Source organism: Collinsella sp. LCP19S3_B6 (assembly GCF_052121815.1).
GTDB lineage: Bacteria > Actinomycetota > Coriobacteriia > Coriobacteriales > Coriobacteriaceae > Collinsella.
The window spans coordinates 103,111-120,664 of record NZ_JBQKDN010000002.1 but is presented as its reverse complement, the minus strand read 5'-3'; the positions used below and the strand labels follow the sequence as shown (position 1 = coordinate 120,664).

Sequence of the window (17,554 nt, the reverse complement as noted above, 5' to 3'; positions counted from 1 at the left end):
CTAAGCGTCTTTCTTGGCAGTCAGATACTCGATGAACTCAGGGCCAACGGTCGTAACGTCGCCGGCGCCCATAGTAAGCAGCAGATCGCCCTCACCTACCATCTTCTCGAGCTCACGATTGAGCTCGAGACGGCTGGAGCAGTACACGACCTCCTTGCCAGGGTGCTTGGCGCGCACAGTGTCAGCGAGCATCTTGGAGGTTACGCCCGGAATCGGCATCTCGCCGGCAGAGAACACATCGATGAGCAGCAGCTTATCGGCATTGGCGAAGGCATCGGCAAAGTCATCGCACAGCGCCTGCAAACGCGAATAGCGGTGCGGCTGGAACACGACGTCAACATGCTTATAGCCCAGCGACGAGGCGGCGGCAAGCGTCGCCTTGATCTCGGTGGGGTGATGGCCGTAGTCATCGACCACGGTGATGCCGTCAATATCGCCCACATGGGTAAAGCGGCGGCGGACGCCCTCAAAGCTCGAAAGCGCCTCGGCTGCGGCATCGACGTCGAGACCCAGGACATGGGCAACGGTTAGCACTGCCGTGGCGTTGAGCATGTTGTGGCGACCGGGGTTGCTCTTGATCTCGACAGCATGCTCGGTCCCATCCTCAAAGCGAACGATAAAGTCGCTCTGAATGCCCTTGACATCCGGATGCACGCAGACGACGTCGTTGGTTTCGGCAAAGCCATAGGAAAGCACGTGGCGACCCGTCGACTTGGCGAGTTCGACCAGATGCGGGTCCTCACCGCAAACGATGACGGTACCGCCCTCTCCAACCAGGCCCATAAACTTGGCAAAGGTGGCCTCGATCTCCTCGATGCCCGAGTAGTGGTCGAGATGGTCGGCCTCGACGTTGGTCACGATGACCACGTTGGGGTTCAGGAACAGGAACGAGCTGTCGGACTCATCGGCCTCGGCGACAAAGTAGTCACCCGAGCCGTTCTTTCCGTTGGTATCGTAACCCTCGACGATACCGCCGATCAAGAAGCTGGGATCCAGACCCATGCGGTCGAGCATGGTGGCACACATCGAGGACGTCGTGGTCTTGCCGTGCGTACCGGCAACAGCGATGGTGGTGTAGCCGTGGCCCAGAGCCGAGAGCATCTTGGCGCGGGGCCACACAGGAATACCGAGCTCGCGAGCACGCACAAGCTCGGGGTTGGACTCGGGAATAGCGGTAGAGACCACGACCACGTCGGGCTTGACCTCATCGATCGTGGCGGCCTCGTGGCCCACATGAACCTTCACGCCCGCACGGGTAAGCTGACGAATGTAGCGCGAGGTCTTAAGGTCGGAACCGGTAACGGCATAGCCACGCTCGTGCAAAACGAGAGCGATGCCGCTCATGCCGGCGCCACCGATACCGATAAAGTGGGCGCTCTTGAACTCGGGCGCGGAGGTTGCAGTCTGGGAATCAGCCATGTGCTCGTGTACTCCTTGCGTAAACACTGCCTGTAACCCGTTAACTGTACCGCACCTACCGCATCCGCGCGAGCGCAAGCTCGATATCCCGTCTAACTAACGCAAACCCTCTACCGCATCGGCCAAAAGTGCGGCGGCGCGGTCCTGAGCCAACCCGCGCGCCGCCTGACGCATGGCATCGCGCGCTGCGGCGTCATCGACCAGATGCAGCAGCTCCTCGGCAAACGCCGGAGCATCGATATCGGCATCGGCACAAAGCACGCCGGCACCGGCATCGACCAGATAACGCGCATTGGTCGTCTGGTGGTCGGCCGTGGCATGCGGATACGGCACGAGCACCGAAGGCACGGCGAGGGCGGCAATCTCGGCCACGCTCGAGGCGCCGGAGCGCGAGAGTACCAGGTCAGCTGCAGCTAGCATGTCGCCCATGTCGTCAATGTAGGGCTGGACGCGATAGCGCTTCATCTCATCGGACGTCAGCGCCAAAGCACGCTCGGTGTCCTCAAAGCCGTCGGCTCCCGTCGAATGCAAAATGTAGAGATTCTCGCGGGTCAGCAGCTCACTCTTGAGCGAGGCTACGCGCTCGTTGAGATGCTGGGCACCGAGCGAACCGCCAAAGACGAGCAGAAGCGTCGCATCCTCGGGCACGCCAAGTGCCTCGCGGCCGCGGGCGCGATCGCCCTCAATGACCGAGCGGCGCACCGGATTACCGGTCATGAGCACATGCTCGGGGTCGCCCCCGCGCTCAAAGATAGAGCGCGCAGCCGGCACCGAGATGCACACGCGGGCGGCATGGGAGCTCATCATCTTATTGGCCAGGCCCGGAACAGAGTTCTGCTCGTGCAGCAGATACGGAACGCCCGCATCCTTGCACCAGCCCAGCAGCGGGACCTCGACGTAGGCACCAAAACCGATAGCCACATCGGGCTTGCCAACCTTTGAGAAATGGCTGGCGAGCGAGCGCTTGGCCTTATTGACGCGCCACAGCGAGCTCAGCGCGGTCCAAGGACGGGAGCGGTCGAAGCCCGTGACCGTGATAGGTACAAAATCGAACCCGGCCTCGGGAACCAAACGACCCTCGAGCTTGTGCGACTGGCCCACGAACACAACATGATGTCCGCGGTCGCGCAACTCCTCAGCCAAGGCAAGTGCAGGGTTGATATGTCCCGCCGTGCCGCCGGCTGCGATAGCAACGGTCATCTTATCGGTCATGAAAATCCCTTCGTACGCGCGGTCCCTGATCGTCGGTGCGCAGACGCGCCGACGGGTCCGAATTCAAATTGATTCGATTATATCCGCCGCCCGAGCTTCGGGGGTTCGGGCGTTGGGGACGCCCCTGCGGAGCCGTTCGCGGGCGCGGACGAGCCGCCGGCTCGGACGCAGAGCCATCCAAGACCGTAAAACCGTTGCGCGAAGGGCGATCGCCGCGCACATGGGGCACGCCGGCGGTGCTCTCGTCCATAACGGCAAAGCTCTCGCGGCGACGGTCGTACTCATCACGACGGGCGCTCTCGTGCGAGACGCGCAAGATCAGCCCCGCAAGCATAAGCGATACGATAATCGACGAACCGCCGTAGCTGATAAACGGCAGCGGCTTACCCGTCATGGGAAACACGTTGAGGATGCCCAGCGCATTGATCAAAAACTGTACCGCGAGAATGACTGCGGAACCCGATGCCATGAGCGCTCCGCGACGGTCCGCAGCCTGTTCGGCAATGCGAAACGCTGAGTAAATCAGCATCGCAAAGACCAGGAAGAGCAGCGCGGTCCCGACAAAACCGACCTCCTCGCCGATAATGGCCAGAATATAGTCGTTGTGTGCCTCGGGCAGATACGAATACTTCATGGTGGAGTTACCGATGCCACGGCCGAACAAGCCGCCCGAAGCAAACGCCATGATGGCAAGCGTTGCCTGATAGCCATCGCCATACTCGTCGGCCCAAGGGTTCAGGGCAACCTGAACACGCACCATGCGGTACGGCTCTGCAACAAGCGCAAACACACTCATGACAATGACGAGAATGATCACGCCGATGATAAACTTGGGGTCTAGGCCCGCAAATAACGCCATACACATGAGGGTCAGCGAGATGATCAAGACGGTGCCATAATCGGGCTGGATAAAGATCAAAAAGAGCGAAATGCCCAAGTAGACGACCATCTTGCGAAGGAACTCGTTGATGTTGCCACCGGGCGAAAAGAAACGGTCGAGTATGATGGCCGAATACGCGATGGCAAACGGCTTTAAAAACTCAGACGGCTGGAACTGAATACCGGCGATGTTGAGCCAGCGCGTGGCGCCACGGCTGCCACTGCCGACAAGAAATACCGCAAACAGCAAGAGAATCATGCCGATAAGGAAGATCCTAAGTACATCTTCCCCAAACCAGCTGTCCGGCAAGACGCGAACGATCGCAACCATGGCAAGCACGCCAACCCCGGCAAAGGTAGCCTGTCGAACCAGGAAAAACGTCGCCGAGCCGTTCTCGTGCAATGCCTCGACCGATGACGCCGAGTACACCATCAGCAGACCAAAGCACACTAAAGTAAACAGGCACGCCATGAATATCAAACGAGGGCGCATGATGCGGGCTGGGACGCCGGCAATATAGCGTTCGCTGAGCGTCTGCCCGCCGCGACCGGAACGCGGCGTACTGCGCTGCGAGGAAGCACGGTCCGAGTCGGGCCTCCTCATACCTTGTCGGGGGCTCTCCTCTCTCACCGGCGGCCCCTATTCCATTTGCGATTTCGCTGCGGCGGCAAGCTGGGCCACGTAGTCCTTAAACACGCGGCCGCGCTCCTCGTAGCCCGAGAACTCATCGAACGAAGAACAGGCGGGAGAAAGCAGGATCACGTCGCCTCGGCTCGACAGCGAACGGGCAACGTCGACGGCGTCGCGCAGGTCGTCAGCCTGAGCGATATCAACGTCACCATCGACATCGGCCTCGTCCATAGCGGCGGTAAAGCGCTCGCGCGCATCGCCAAAGCAGACGACCGATCGCACGTTGTCCATGACAACGCGGGCGAAGGACTCGAGTGGCGTGCCCTTATCGTGACCACCGAGCAGCAAGATCACGTCGTCGTCGGGAAACGCCGTCAGGGCCTTTTCGACCGCATCGGTGTTCGTTGCCTTGGAATCGTTGACGTAGCGCACGCCATCGATCTCGCCACAGGGCTCAACGCGGTGCTCCAGCGGCTGGAATGAGGCCAGGCCGCGACACACACCGTCGACATCGGCACCGACGGCCAGGGCAGCCGTGGCAGCGCACAGGGCATTGATGACATTGTGATGTCCGGAGATTTTGAGCTCGGACGTGGCGATGAGCGGGGTCTCGACGCCCTTCAGGCGAATGACCATCTTGCCATCGCGCACAAATGCGGCGTCCTCGCCCGCAGGCTCGTCAAAGGCGACCTTGCAGATGCGACGACCCGGCGTGTAGACATACTCATCGAATTCATGGATACCGGCATCCTCGACGTCGATAACCACAAGGTCATCATCGACCATATTCTCGAAGAGCTTAATCTTGGCGAGCGCATAGTTCTTATGGCTCTTGTGCCAGCCCAAATGGTCGGGGGTAATGTTGAGCAGCACCGCCACACGGGGGTGGAGCTCGGTCGTCGTTGCGATCTGATAGCTCGAAAGCTCAGCTACAAACCACTCGTTATGCGCGCGGTCGTCGATTTCGTTCACCGGAGGCTCACCGATATTACCGACAGCAACGCTCGCCTCGCCCGCTGCCATAAGCAGGTAGTCGGTCAGCGACGTGGTGGTTGTCTTGCCGTTGGTGCCCGTAATGGCGATCCAATTTTTGGGAGACAGGCGGTAGGCAAACTCGGGCTCACCCATGATCTGGGCAGCGTGATCGCGGCCAGCCTTAAAGAATGCCGAGAACTCCGAGATGCCCGGACACGTCACGCATACATCAAACGCGCCCTCGACCTGCTCGGTTCCGTAGACAAACGATACCCCGCGCGCCTCGAGCGAGCGCGTGGCATCATTGGGCTCGGACGTGCCGCCACCGTACACGGTAACGGTACTCACGCGCTCGGGGTGCGCAAGCGCCCAGCGAGCGACATCAAGACCGGACTTACCCTGGCCCAAGACGAGCAGGCTAAAGGAATCTGCAAGAGGCATGAAAAACCACTATCCCAACTGGAAAAACAGGGCAAGGCCCAGAGCGCCAAAAGCGGCAGCGACAATCCAAAAACGGATGACGACCTTAGTCTCGGCCCATCCCTTCTTCTCGAAATGATGATGAATGGGCGCCATAAGGAAGACGCGCTTATGCGTAAAGTGGAAGTAGACGACCTGAATCATGACCGACAGGGTCTCGACGATAAACAGGCCGCCGATGATGAGCGAGACGACCTCGGTGTTGGTCATAATGGACGTGCAGGCAAAGGCCGCACCCAAGGCAAGAGAGCCGGTATCACCCATAAAGATGCTCGCCGGATAGCAGTTAAACCAAAGGAAGCCCAGGCAAGCACCAGCGCATGCGGTACAGAAGATAGACAGGTTTACGTCACCGTGCAAAAACGCCATGGCAGCCATGGCAAGCATGGCAATCATGGAGGTGCCACCGGCAAGGCCGTCCAGGCCATCGGTCAGGTTCACGGCATTAGAAAGACCGGCGATCATCAGCCAGCAAAAGACGATATAGAGCCACGGAAAGGTAAGGCCACCAATGGTGGTCGAGAAGATACCGAGGTCAATCGTCAGACCGCCGGGAAAACGAATCTCGGGGGCAACGCCGCACCAGCTGACGGCAAGCACGGTAAACGTGACGCAGATGATGGTGAGACCGATCATCTTGGCGTGGGGCGTCAGGCCGAGCGAACGACCGTGCGTGACAGAGGTCAAATCGTCGATAAGGCCCAGAACGCCGGTTGCAAGCGTGGCAAGCAGCACGAGCACAAGCTCGGTGGTGAGCTTGCCCATCAAAAGGCACGTCAGCGAAACGGCTACGAGAATGACAACGCCGCCCATGGTGGGCGTGCCCTGCTTAATCAGGTGGCGTTTGGGTCCATCGGCGCGGACCTGCTGGCCGATACCCTCGACCTTAAGAAGCTTGATCCACCACGGCATGAGCAGCAGCGCAATGGCGGCGGCGATGCCAAGTCCCAAAAAGGCCTGGTATGTAGGATACGCGGGGTTCCCGAACATGGGCTAGCACACACCTTCCACAAAGCGGTCGAGCTCGACAAAGCGAGAGCCCTTGACCAGCACAACATCATGTTTCTCAAGTGCGCCGGCCATACGGTCGAGCACCTGCTGATAATCGGAGAACACCTGGATGCGGTCCTCGTCCATGCCCATCATGCGCGCGGCTTCGGCCATACGAGCAGCCAGCTCACCGCCCACGCACGCCAGTATATCGAGCTTCTTAGCCGCGGCATAGGCGCCAACCAGCTCATGCATGCGGGGGGCCTCGTCGCCCATTTCGCCCATCTCGCCCAGAATCGCCATTCGAGAGCCAGAACACGAAAGCGAGCACAGCAGGTCAAGGCCAGCAGCCATGGATTCGGCGCTGGCGTTATACGAGTCGTCGATAATGCGGGCACCGCTCTTGGCGTGTTTGATCTCCTGACGATGACCGGTAATCGCGATACCCCTAAAGGCAGCATCGATCTGCTCGGGGGTCACACCCAAACGATAGGCAACTGCGGCGGCCTTAACGGCATTGGGAACGGACTGGACGCCGGGAATGGCGAGCATGGTGTCAACGGACTCACCCATACCAAAGTCAAGCGTAAAGACCGGGCGGCCCTCATCATCAATGTGAATGCCGCGGGCGCAAACCTCATCAACATCCGAAACACCCGCCAGCATCACGTCGATACCCGCGGGCTCGGCAAACGTCTCACGAATGAACGGGGTGAAGTCGTCTTCGCCGCCCAAAACCAGCAACGGGAGAAGGTCGTCGGTGGCACACATGCCCCCAACAATCTCGGACTTAGCGCGGGCGATATTCTCGCGACTTCCCAGGATTCCAATATGGGAGGTGCCGATCTTGGTCACGATGGCAAGGTTGGGATTGGCGGACCGAGAAAGGCGCTCGATCTCGTGAAAATGGTTCATACCCATCTCGAGAACCAGCACCTCGGTGTCGGCAGGAGCGGCCAAAACCGTGAGCGGCATACCGATCAGATTGTTGAAATTACCCTTGGTGGCCCAAACGCGATAGCGCTTGGCAAGCACTGCCGCAAGGACATCCTTGGTCGTCGTCTTACCGATAGAGCCGGTAATGCCAACCACGAGGCAGCCAAGCTGCGTGCGATAGGCATGTGCCAGGCGCAGCAAAAATTCCTCGGGATCATCGGTGTGTAGGATGGCGCAGCCCTTACGCTGAGCCAGCGATACGAGCTCGGCATTGGGCTCGCGCGTCATCACAACAGCGCCGGCGCCCGATTCGATGGCGCGGGAAGCAAAATCGTTGCCGTCGACTTTTTCACCCGGAAAGGCAACAAAAATCGTGCCTTCCTCAACCTGGCGCGAGTCGATAACGCACCCACGGCATACCCGATCGGCTTCTCTCGTCACGGTCCGGGCCCCTGTTGCGGCCGCGAGGTTGTTGACGGCGATCTCTATCATTGCAGCTCCCCTGTAAACCTAATAATGCTATCGGCGTATTGTATCCCAGCGCCGCGCATGCGTGGTGCAGGGCATGTGAACACCCTCCAGATTAATCGACAGCCCTTTTCAGGATTGTAACCCCCTACTTGGTGCGTGGGATACCCAACACATCGAGCGCGTTAGCCATAATGACCTGGAACGGCACGGCGGCAGCATCCGAACCGCTCGGCGTTCCGTCGAGCGTGATATAGCACAAAACCTTGGGTGCTTGCGCCGGGGCAAACCCCATAAAGGACGACATATAGCTCGCTTTGAGGTAGCCGCCTTTTTCATCGGCGCGCTCGGCCGTACCGGTCTTACCCGCCACGTCGTAACCGTCGACGGCGCCCCCGACACCCGTGCCCTCGGAAACGACCGTCTGCATGCACGATATCACCTGGGCGGCGGCGTCCTCAGAAATCGCCTGCTCGCCCTCGCCCCAGTCCTTCTCCTCGCCTTTGCTGGATTTATAAAAGTGCGGCGTCATCATCACGCCGTCGTTGGCAATGCCACCCACGGCGCGCGCAATCTCGATCGGCGAGACAGACAGCGCTTGGCCAAAACTCATCGAGCCCAACGTGGCACCGTCATACTGGTCACGCTCCTTGACAATGCCAAGGCTCTCGCCGGGAAAATCGATGCCCGAACTGTGTCCAACGCCCCATTTGTCCACATACGCGGCAAAATCGTCCGCGCCGATCTTATGCCCGACCAATACAAAGCCAACATTGGATGAGCGGCGCATCATCTCGCGCACATCCATGGTCATGGCGTAGTCACGCTTATCGGCATCGGTGACGGTATCGTCGCCGACCTTAATGCTCGCCGGCACCTCAAACGACGTACTCGAGCGCACGACGCCCAAGTCGAAACCCGCACCCACAACGAGCGTCTTAAAGACCGAACCGGGTTCATACGCATCGGTGACCAAGCGCAAGTTCATATCCTCGGTCTTGGCGTTCTCCAAATTGGTCGGGTCGTAGGTCGGATACGAACAGGCGGCCAGAATCTCGCCGGTAGTAGGGTCTGTCACCAAAGCCGAACCGTTCTTGGCTTTGGTCTTCTCGACCGCCTCCGCCAGAGCGTCCTCTGCTGCACGCTGGATATTGACATCCAGCGTCGTCACGATGTCAACGCCATCGATGGCGGCAACCTTTTTATAGGCGCCACCCGCAATATAGCTATCGTCCCTCGCACGCTCTCGTACCAGCGTGCCGTTTGTTCCGGTCAGCAATTTGTCATATTGCTTTTCAAGGCCCGTTAGGCCCACGTTGTCAACGTTCACCACGCCTAGAACCTGCGAAGCCAGATTGCCGTATGGATACACCCGCTTCATCGCCTGCTCAAAGAGCACGCCGGGCAGATTTTTCTTCTTCAATGCCGCGGCATCGTCCTCGTCCACCTGGCGCTTGATATACACCCAGGTGCCGTCGGACTGAACCAGCTTGCGGCAAGTCTTCTTATCGATTCCAGTCGCCTTAACCAAGGCCGATACCGTTTTGTCGACATCCTCGATCAGCTGTGGATTCACGGCGACATTGCTGCACTCGACCGACGACGTCAGCACGTTGCCGTTTCGGTCGTAGATCGTGCCGCGTTTGGCGTAAAGCGTCTCCGCAAGCAGGCGTCGAGCATCGGCGCGCCCGCGCAACTCATCGGCATTTACAATCTGGTAGTCGGCAAGGCGGATGGCGCCCGCAGCCAGGCCCAAACCGATACAACCCATGACGACATTACGGCGAGGCAATGGCGTCCCCGTAAGCCATTCGGTCGAAGATCGTCTATTCGATCTGCTATTGCGTACTTGAGGGTCATCCGAGCCGCGAAGGCGCGACGTTGGGTCGTTGCCACGATTCGACCCCAAGTTGTAAGATGACCGACCCGATCCTTGATAACCAGAACGTCCCCGCGAAGAGGGACGTCCCTGCCCGCGACTCCCATCTGGACCGCGGCGATAATCATTTGTCATACTCAGCTACCGTCTTATTACTGGACAGCCGCAGCCGAGCTAGCGCCCGCGGCTGCATCCTGCGAAAAATCAAGTGTAACGCTCTCACTGGGCTCCACCATGCCATAAGCGCCCGCAAGATCGCGAATGCGCGTATCGGCACCATAAACAGAGTGCATGACCTCAAGGTCAGAGCTCTCATCGGTCGCCTTCTCGAGCGTGTTGGTAAGCTCGGCGTTGCTGTTGAGCACCTGGGCCGTAACGCTTGCAAGCGCTACGCGGGCGACGCCAATCGTCATGAAGATAGCCGCAATGATGCAAAACGTTTTAAGAACGCTCATGAAAACCGGGCTTACCGCCTGGTTTGCCTGACGGCCCGCGCCCGTGTAGACATCAAAGCGCGGTGTGCGCTGCTCACGGGGAGCAGCGGGCGCCTGCGGTGCCTCGCGGTAGGCGGGCATGGCGTTCATATCATAGGCGAGTGCTGCGTTTGAGGTGTTGTAGCCCATGATATGCCGCCTCCCATCCCGAGTACGTTGGTAGTGTGTTTAAGCTTCGTTTATGGTGCGAGCGGGAGGTCCAATATCGCGCGCGTAACGCTACAAGCGCTCCGCCACGCGGATTTTGGCTGATCTCGCCCGAGGGTTGCGCGCAACCTCATCGGGTTGGGCAACCAAGGGTTTGCGGGTGATGACCTTGAGTATCGGCACGTTGCCGCACACGCACACCGGAATCTCCGGCGGACACGTGCACCCCTGGCTCATCTCCTTAAAGTGATTCTTTACGATACGGTCCTCGAGCGAGTGATACGAGATGACGCAGATGCGTCCGCCCGGGTTGAGCCACCTGGTGGCGGCGTCAAGTCCTCTCTCGAGCACATCGAGTTCATGATTGACCTCGATGCGAATGGCCTGGAAACTTTTCTTGGCCGGGTGTCCGCCATGCCGACGAGCGGCAGCCGGAATGCCAGCCTTGATGATCTCGACAAACTGACCGGTGGTTTCAATCGGTTCGGACTCGCGTCGACGCACGATCTCGCGTGCGATCTGCGAGGCGAACTTCTCTTCGCCATAGACGCGTAGAATCCGGGCGAGGTCGTGTTCGTTATAGGTGTTGATGACCTCAGCTGCGTTTAGGGTGTTGTTACCCGGATCCATCCGCATGTCCAATGGGGCATCTTCGTTATACGAAAAGCCCCTGCCAGGGATATCGAGTTGCGGTGACGAAACGCCCAAATCGAACAGGAAGCCATCGACCCCGGGCACCTCGGCCGAGCAAAGCAGCTCGTCCAAGTCGCCAAAGTTGCCCTTCAGCAGCTGATGCGGGACGCCGGGGACCTCGCGGTCCAGACGGGCACCAGCGGCCTCGAGGGCCATGTCGTCCTGATCGACGCCAAGCAAAAGACCCGTCTCCCCCACCTGCGCGGCCATCTTTACCGAATGACCGGCACCGCCAAGGGTGCAATCGCAGACGACAGATCCGCTCTTTAGCTGCAGCGACTCAAGCACTTCGCCGAGCATGACAGGTTCATGCCGATATTCTTGTGTCAAGATCCCACGCTCCATCCGTTACTCATGCCTTGCCCTTACGAGAAGAAGAGGTCCAGCAGAGCCTCATCGTCATCGTCCTCATCGGCCGTAGCACGGTCCCAAACCTCGAGGTGGTCGTAGTTGCCCACAACCGTGACCTCGCGGTCGAGGTTCGCCTGCTTGCGGAGAGACTCAGAAAGACCGATACGACCGGCGCTGTCCACATCCATCGAGGTGGTGCGCTTGTTGATCGCCCTCATGAGTTTCTGGTCGTTGATGTCACGCGGGTTAAAACCCTCGTGGCCCTCACGACCCGCGAAGAGTCCTTCGACCCACTTATCGAAGGCCTCGGCAGAGAACACGTACAGAGCATCGACATCCAGGGCTTTGAACACGCGAACATGCTCTCCAAGCTCCTCGCGAAGGGGTGCAGGCAGGGACAGACGACCTTTTGCATCGAGATTGCGCTCGTATGCACCCGTCATTCCCATGTGCGCCCTCCCCTCGGTTACTCAGATGGCACGTACGCGGGGAACCACCCCGCCTGTCGACGTCATTAATAATATGGGGAACTGCCCCATTTTTCAACATCTTTCCCCACACCTTCCCCCACAACACCCCACCACTCCACCCTCTATATGCTGTAAAACACCCTCGTTCATATGTTCGAAAACACAATATGTTGTGTTTACAGCAAAGCCGAGATGCCATCTGTAGCAGCCCGGCTTTCAACCTCAACCTTCAAGTTGACCTTGAGGCGAATTTTGTGTCCCTTTACGCGCCGTTCACATCGCCCCCCAAACTTCCCCACCAACGTCACGCGCGACCCACCGGCGCATCGGCGCAAGACAAAAGATGGGGCGGACCCCAGATTGCCGATACGCGCACAAAACCGCGTCACGACAACCTGGGGTCCGTCCCCCATTAGTTGTAAATATGCAGGTCAAAGAGTCGCTAGCGATGCGCCAACGGATGAGCCGCCAGGTAGACCTCGGTCAGCTGCGTGCGGTCGACATGCGTGTAGACCTGTGTGGTCGAAATGTCGGCATGTCCCAAAATCTCCTGTAGCACGCGCAGGTCGGCACCGCCCGCAAGCATATGGGTCGCAAAGGAGTGACGCAAGGTATGAGGATGAAGCCCCACCAGTCCCACCTGACGCCCGTATCGCTCGCATATGGCGTGAACACTCTGACGCGACAGGCGACCACCGTTCTTATTTAAAAAGACTGCCGGCGTCTTTGACCCGCGGGCATGAGCGGCCAGGCGCCGACGCCCATCAGCAATATAATGAGCCATAGCCCGTGCGGCACTTCCCACGAGTGGGGCAAGCCGCTCCTTCGAGCCCTTGCCGCGCACCAGCACAAAGCCGTCGTCAAAATGGACGTCGCCCACATCGAGCCCCACCAACTCGCTCACGCGCAGGCCACATCCATAGAGCACTTCCAAAATGGCATGGTCCCGCAAACCCATCTCCCCTTCCGGGAAATCTTGGTCGAGGAGCGCCGAGACATCCCCTACCGAGAGACACTCCGGAAGGCGCTCCGCCTTTTTGGGCAGGCGCAGTGCAGCCGTCGGGTTTTGGGCGACGATTCCATCGCGAACCAAAAAGGCATGCAAACCTTTCACGGCCGCAACTGCACGCTCCACCGAGGCATCGGAGTAGCCCCCGTCGCGCCGATCACCGACAAAACCCTCTAATATCTGACGGTTCACGCCTTCAAAGGACTCAACACCGGCCCGCTCCAGGTAGGAACAGTAAGTCGTCAAGTCACGACGATATGCCGCGATCGTATTGCGCGCCAAGCCTCGCTCGACCGCAAGGTAATCAAGATACTCCCCCGTCACCGTATCGAGCAACGAGGGAGTATCTTCGGTATGTCTTTCGTTCGCTGACACCCTTAGTCCGTCGCGAGGTTCATGGGCGTCACCTGCAGGCGATCGACACCCTCGTGCTGGCCAATCGAGGCGCGCACGAACTCGCGGAACAGAGGCTGCGGCTTGGTCGGACGGCTCTTAAACTCGGGGTGGGCCTGGGTGGCCACATACCACGGATGCACGTCACGCGGCAGCTCGACCATCTCGACCAGACGCTCGTCAGGCGAAAGACCCGAGATAACCAAACCCGCGTCCTCGAGCTGGTCGCGGAAGGCATTGTTGAACTCAAAGCGATGACGGTGGCGCTCATAGACAAGCTCCTCGCCATAGGCCTCGCGCGCAAGGGTATCGGCAGCGAGCTTGCACGGATAGGCGCCCAGGCGCATGGTGCCGCCCTTCTCGGTCACGTCCTCCTGCGAGCTCATCAGGTCAATTACGCTAAACGGACCGTCCGGATCGAACTCGGAGGAGCTAGCGCCGGCAAGGCCGACCACGTTGCGGGCAAACTCGCACACGGCGACCTGCATGCCCAGACAAATGCCCAGATACGGGATCTTATGCTCGCGAGCAAACTCGGCAGCAAGAATCTTGCCCTCCAGGGCACGCTTGCCAAAGCCGCCGGGCACCAAAATGCCCGATGCGTCGCCCAGCACCTCGGAGACGTTCTGCTCGTCGAGGCTCTCGCCGTCGACCAGCTGCACGTCCACATGACGATCATAGAAAACGCCTGCATGATGCAGGGCCTCGATAACCGACAGGTAGGCATCGGGGAGCTGGGTGTACTTGCCCACAACGGCGATCTTGACCTTGTCGGTATGGTGGTTGGCATGATTCTGTTTGCGCAGGAACTCGTTCCACTCGCTCATGTCGCGCTCGCGCGGGTCCAAGCCCAGGCGCTCGCAAATGCGCAGGTCAAAGTCCTGCTCGGCGAGCAGCTGCGGCACGTCGTAAATACTCGCGCAATCTTCGTTGGTAAAGACGCAGTCGGTATCGACGTCGCAGAAGCTTGCGATCTTGCCACGGATGGCATCGTCGATATGGTGATCAGAACGCAGCACAATGATGTCGGGCTGAATGCCAAAGCTGCGAAGCTCCTTGACCGAATGCTGCGTGGGCTTGGTCTTGACCTCATGCGCGGCGGCGATATAGGGAACGAGCGACACGTGGATGTAGCAGACGTTCTCGGGGCCGGCCTCTTTACGGTACTGGCGGATGGCCTCCACGAACGGCTGCGACTCGATATCGCCAATCGTGCCGCCCAGCTCGGTGATGACCACGTCGGAACCGGTCTGCTCCTCGATGCGGCGGAACTTATCCTTAATGGCGTTGGTGACGTGCGGAATCACCTGAACGGTGCCGCCTAAAAAGTCACCGCGACGCTCGCGGGCAATCAGGCTCTTGTAGATAGCGCCGGTCGTAAAGTTGGAATCACGGGTCAGATTCTCGTCAATAAAGCGCTCATAATGGCCCAGGTCCAGGTCGGACTCGTAGCCATCCTCGGTCACGAAGACCTCACCATGCTGAAACGGGCTCATGGTGCCGGGGTCGACGTTCAGATACGGGTCGGCCTTCTGCATCGTCACCTTGTAGCCGCGCGATTTGAGCAGACGGCCCAACGAGGCCGCAGTGATGCCCTTACCCAAGGACGAAACTACGCCGCCGGTTACAAACACATGCTTGGTCATATTGAATTACCTGCGCTTCCCGTAGAAGTTTTCCATTCACATCTTACGGGTCTTCATTGTAATACTCGAAAAGCAAGCCGCTCGCTATTTTTCACCCGCATGCCCGCATTTCTCCATCTCGAAACAAAACACCGCCCAAGTAGCTTTGGGCGGTGCAGGCTCGTCGAAACTGCCGTGTTGTTACCGATCGGCAGTCTCATCCTTCAACATATCTTGAACAAGCATGCCGGCACGAACACCCTTAAGGTACCACTCGCCTCGCCCGGTCAGGCATATGCCATTTGCAAGCTGGCCGCCATCATCGTTATAACGAGAAACGACCTCGATAAGGCCTTCAGAATCCAAACGGTCGATTGCAGCGCGGGCACGATACGGCGAAACCCCTACGCACTCGGAGAGTGTCTTGCGCGAGAAACCGTACGGCACACCGTTTCCCTTAGATTGCCGAGCGATCTCCATCAGCACCAGCACCTCGACACGCTTCATATCGTTGACACTCGCACGACCCTTGCCCGCCATGGCAGCCTCCTCAAACCGAGCACGAGCATCAAAAGCACCGCGCATGACCGGCGCATCCCTCGATGGCCGGCAACATCCATCATGGGTAGCCCCGCAAAGGATGTATCCACTGAGGTAATTGTATACCGCGCAAATCGCTTTTGGGCAGGTAAACGGCCTAAATTTCGGCAAATTAAGCCCTAAAAACCCCTAAGCGCCGCATCGGGTGCGCACTCCGATGCGGCGTCTCATCTCAATCTTAGCGATGGAAGAAACCGCGGCGCTCAAACTTGGGCTCACAGCACACGTTAATGCCCAGCTTGCGCAGCACCGTCTCGTCCGTAGGCGAGATAATCACGCTAAAGAAGGCGTCGCAGCCGCGCAGCTGCTCAAGACCCGAAAGAACACGAGTAGCCGTCTCGCTCGTGGCCGAGGTGATAGAGAGCGCCATGAGCGTCTCGTCGGTGTGGAGACGCGGGTTTTTGCTGCCAAGGAAATGCGTCTTGAGCTTGCTGATAGGCTCAATCGCCTCATCGCTGATGACCTCGAGCTCAAGATCGACGCCCGAAACATGCTTAAGCGCGTTCATGATGAGCGAGCTCGCGGCACCCAGACGCGTTGAGGTCTTTCCGGTCACCACCGAACCGTCCGGCATCACCATGGCACCCACGGGACCGCCCGTCAGTTGCTCCCTGGTGAGAGCAGCCGAGCGTGCCGGCGAATAGTTCTTGTCGATGCCGGCTTTTTTCATAATGAGTTTGAGACGGTCGACCTGCTCATCGCCCACGCCAGTACGGCGCACGCTTTCAACCGCGGCAAAATAGCGGCGCACGATCTCCATCTTGGAGGCATCTCGGCATGCATCATCATCGGTAATGGCAAAACCGACCATATTGACGCCCATGTCCGTGGGGCTCTGATAGGGGCTCTCGCCCAAGATCTTTTCCATGAGGGCGCGAACAACCGGGAACGCCTCAACGTCTCGGTTGTAGTTGACCGTGGTCTTGTTATATGCCTCAAGGTGGAACGAGTCGATGATGTTGGCGTCATCGAGATCTGCCGTGGCAGCCTCATAGGCAATGTTCACCGGATGCGTGAGGGGGAGATTCCAGACCGGGAAGGTCTCAAACTTGGCATAGCCGGCAGCGGTGCCATGCTTGTGCTCGTGATACAGCTGCGACAGGCAGGTGGCGAGCTTACCCGAGCCAGGGCCGGGCGCCGTCACCACAACGAGCGGACGCGTGGTCTCGACAAACTCGTTCTTGCCGTAGCCTTCATCAGAAACGATCAGGTCGACATCGTGCGGATAGCCCTCGATGGGATAGTGCAGCTTGGCGGGAATGCCGAGCGCGTTTAGACGATTGCGGAAGACGTCGGCAGCGGGCTGACCGGCATACTGCGTGATAACCACAGCGGCAACGGCAAATCCGTTCCCGCGGAACAGATCGACCAGACGCAGGACGTCCTCGTCATAGGTAATGCCCAAGTCGCCACGGGCTTTGTTCTTCTCGATATGGTTCGCATTGATTGCGATGATGACCTCGACGTCGTCGGCAATGCTCTTGAGCATGCGGAACTTGCTGTCCGGTTCAAAACCCGGCAGCACGCGGCTCGCATGATAGTCATCGAACAGCTTGCCGCCAAACTCCAAATACAGCTTGCCGCCAAACTGCGAGATGCGCTCCTTAATGTGAGCAGCCTGCAGCTCGATATACTTCGCGTTGTCGAAACCCTGGCGCATGTATGGCTCCCGTCCCGTTTCCATTTAATGTCCTAGGCGATTATAGCGGAGCAGACCCTCCCCCACCGACGAGGCCGGGGCAGCTAATTTGGGACGGGGCTTTTTTGACTACCCTTTATGTGGGGGTAGTCAAAAAAGCCCCGTCCCAAATTAGCTGCCCCAAACGCACTTCCCCTGCACCAACAATGGCAACATCGCAGGTTGAGCATAAGTCAGCGAGCGCCGTCCAGAACGTACAAGTTG

General features: G+C 59.0%; 14 protein-coding genes. All 14 read right to left on the bottom strand.

The annotated features are described in order from the left end of the window. Nucleotides 1-1,419 (bottom strand): UDP-N-acetylmuramate--L-alanine ligase, encoded by a 1,419-nt coding sequence (gene murC, locus ACTQWD_RS01565; protein WP_427727623.1) that lies wholly within the window; start codon nucleotides 1,417-1,419, stop codon nucleotides 1-3. Between the two features lie 96 nt (nucleotides 1,420-1,515). Continuing rightward, nucleotides 1,516-2,631 carry an undecaprenyldiphospho-muramoylpentapeptide beta-N-acetylglucosaminyltransferase gene (murG, locus tag ACTQWD_RS01560; protein ID WP_441559095.1) on the bottom strand — a complete coding sequence of 372 codons (1,116 nt, stop codon included), beginning with the start codon at nucleotides 2,629-2,631 and terminating at the stop codon, nucleotides 1,516-1,518. Then, entirely contained in the window at nucleotides 2,621-4,114 is a 1,494-nt protein-coding gene (gene ftsW, locus ACTQWD_RS01555; protein WP_441559094.1) for a putative lipid II flippase FtsW, read from the bottom strand. Before ftsW ends, murG begins: the two co-directional genes overlap by 11 nt. 36 nt (nucleotides 4,115-4,150) lie before the next feature. After that, nucleotides 4,151-5,557: a UDP-N-acetylmuramoyl-L-alanine--D-glutamate ligase gene (murD, locus tag ACTQWD_RS01550; protein WP_441559093.1), complete on the bottom strand. Its 1,407-nt coding sequence runs from the start codon at nucleotides 5,555-5,557 to the stop codon at nucleotides 4,151-4,153. 9 nt (nucleotides 5,558-5,566) lie between these two features. Continuing rightward, complete coding sequence (gene mraY, locus ACTQWD_RS01545; protein WP_154515238.1) at nucleotides 5,567-6,586, bottom strand: phospho-N-acetylmuramoyl-pentapeptide-transferase; 1,020 nt, start codon at nucleotides 6,584-6,586, stop codon at nucleotides 5,567-5,569. A gap of 3 nt (nucleotides 6,587-6,589) precedes the next feature. Next, nucleotides 6,590-8,014, bottom strand: a complete 1,425-nt coding sequence (locus tag ACTQWD_RS01540) for a UDP-N-acetylmuramoyl-tripeptide--D-alanyl-D-alanine ligase (RefSeq protein ID WP_441559092.1) — start codon at nucleotides 8,012-8,014, stop codon at nucleotides 6,590-6,592. A 124-nt stretch (nucleotides 8,015-8,138) separates the two neighbouring features. Further along, nucleotides 8,139-9,761 (bottom strand): peptidoglycan D,D-transpeptidase FtsI family protein, encoded by a 1,623-nt coding sequence (locus ACTQWD_RS01535; RefSeq protein WP_441559091.1) that lies wholly within the window; start codon nucleotides 9,759-9,761, stop codon nucleotides 8,139-8,141. A 260-nt stretch (nucleotides 9,762-10,021) separates the two neighbouring features. After that, on the bottom strand, nucleotides 10,022-10,492 hold the full coding sequence (locus ACTQWD_RS01530) for a hypothetical protein (RefSeq protein WP_427719178.1): 471 nt from the start codon (nucleotides 10,490-10,492) through the stop codon (nucleotides 10,022-10,024). A 90-nt stretch (nucleotides 10,493-10,582) separates the two neighbouring features. Continuing rightward, a complete protein-coding gene (rsmH, locus tag ACTQWD_RS01525) occupies nucleotides 10,583-11,548 on the bottom strand; it encodes a 16S rRNA (cytosine(1402)-N(4))-methyltransferase RsmH (RefSeq protein WP_154515233.1) in 966 nt (321 codons plus the stop codon). A gap of 20 nt (nucleotides 11,549-11,568) precedes the next feature. Then, entirely contained in the window at nucleotides 11,569-12,003 is a 435-nt protein-coding gene (locus ACTQWD_RS01520) for a division/cell wall cluster transcriptional repressor MraZ (protein ID WP_035137949.1), read from the bottom strand. Between the two features lie 463 nt (nucleotides 12,004-12,466). Beyond that, complete coding sequence (locus tag ACTQWD_RS01515) at nucleotides 12,467-13,408, bottom strand: site-specific tyrosine recombinase (protein ID WP_441053972.1); 942 nt, start codon at nucleotides 13,406-13,408, stop codon at nucleotides 12,467-12,469. Between the two features lie 2 nt (nucleotides 13,409-13,410). Continuing rightward, nucleotides 13,411-15,072 carry a CTP synthase gene (locus ACTQWD_RS01510; RefSeq protein ID WP_427727635.1) on the bottom strand — a complete coding sequence of 554 codons (1,662 nt, stop codon included), beginning with the start codon at nucleotides 15,070-15,072 and terminating at the stop codon, nucleotides 13,411-13,413. Between the two features lie 180 nt (nucleotides 15,073-15,252). Then, nucleotides 15,253-15,636: a hypothetical protein gene (locus ACTQWD_RS01505; protein WP_441083418.1), complete on the bottom strand. Its 384-nt coding sequence runs from the start codon at nucleotides 15,634-15,636 to the stop codon at nucleotides 15,253-15,255. Nucleotides 15,637-15,829: 193 nt separating this feature from the next. Next, complete coding sequence (locus ACTQWD_RS01500) at nucleotides 15,830-17,311, bottom strand: DUF1846 domain-containing protein (RefSeq protein WP_154515227.1); 1,482 nt, start codon at nucleotides 17,309-17,311, stop codon at nucleotides 15,830-15,832. Nucleotides 17,312-17,554: the final 243 nt, after the last annotated feature.

Bases quoted from the DNA above. Each gene is read 5' to 3' on its own strand.
- murC (WP_427727623.1), bottom strand. From the start codon at position 1,419: ATGGCTGATTCCCAGACTGCAACCTCCGCGCCCGAGTTCAAGAGCGCC.
- murG (WP_441559095.1), bottom strand. From the start codon at position 2,631: ATGACCGATAAGATGACCGTTGCTATCGCAGCCGGCGGCACGGCGGGA.
- ftsW (WP_441559094.1), bottom strand. From the start codon at position 4,114: ATGAGGAGGCCCGACTCGGACCGTGCTTCCTCGCAGCGCAGTACGCCG.
- murD (WP_441559093.1), bottom strand. From the start codon at position 5,557: ATGCCTCTTGCAGATTCCTTTAGCCTGCTCGTCTTGGGCCAGGGTAAG.
- mraY (WP_154515238.1), bottom strand. From the start codon at position 6,586: ATGTTCGGGAACCCCGCGTATCCTACATACCAGGCCTTTTTGGGACTT.
- ACTQWD_RS01540 (WP_441559092.1), bottom strand. From the start codon at position 8,014: ATGATAGAGATCGCCGTCAACAACCTCGCGGCCGCAACAGGGGCCCGG.
- ACTQWD_RS01535 (WP_441559091.1), bottom strand. From the start codon at position 9,761: ATGGGTTGTATCGGTTTGGGCCTGGCTGCGGGCGCCATCCGCCTTGCC.
- ACTQWD_RS01530 (WP_427719178.1), bottom strand. From the start codon at position 10,492: ATGGGCTACAACACCTCAAACGCAGCACTCGCCTATGATATGAACGCC.
- rsmH (WP_154515233.1), bottom strand. From the start codon at position 11,548: ATGGAGCGTGGGATCTTGACACAAGAATATCGGCATGAACCTGTCATG.
- ACTQWD_RS01520 (WP_035137949.1), bottom strand. From the start codon at position 12,003: ATGGGAATGACGGGTGCATACGAGCGCAATCTCGATGCAAAAGGTCGT.
- ACTQWD_RS01510 (WP_427727635.1), bottom strand. From the start codon at position 15,072: ATGACCAAGCATGTGTTTGTAACCGGCGGCGTAGTTTCGTCCTTGGGT.
- ACTQWD_RS01505 (WP_441083418.1), bottom strand. From the start codon at position 15,636: ATGCGCGGTGCTTTTGATGCTCGTGCTCGGTTTGAGGAGGCTGCCATG.
- ACTQWD_RS01500 (WP_154515227.1), bottom strand. From the start codon at position 17,311: ATGCGCCAGGGTTTCGACAACGCGAAGTATATCGAGCTGCAGGCTGCT.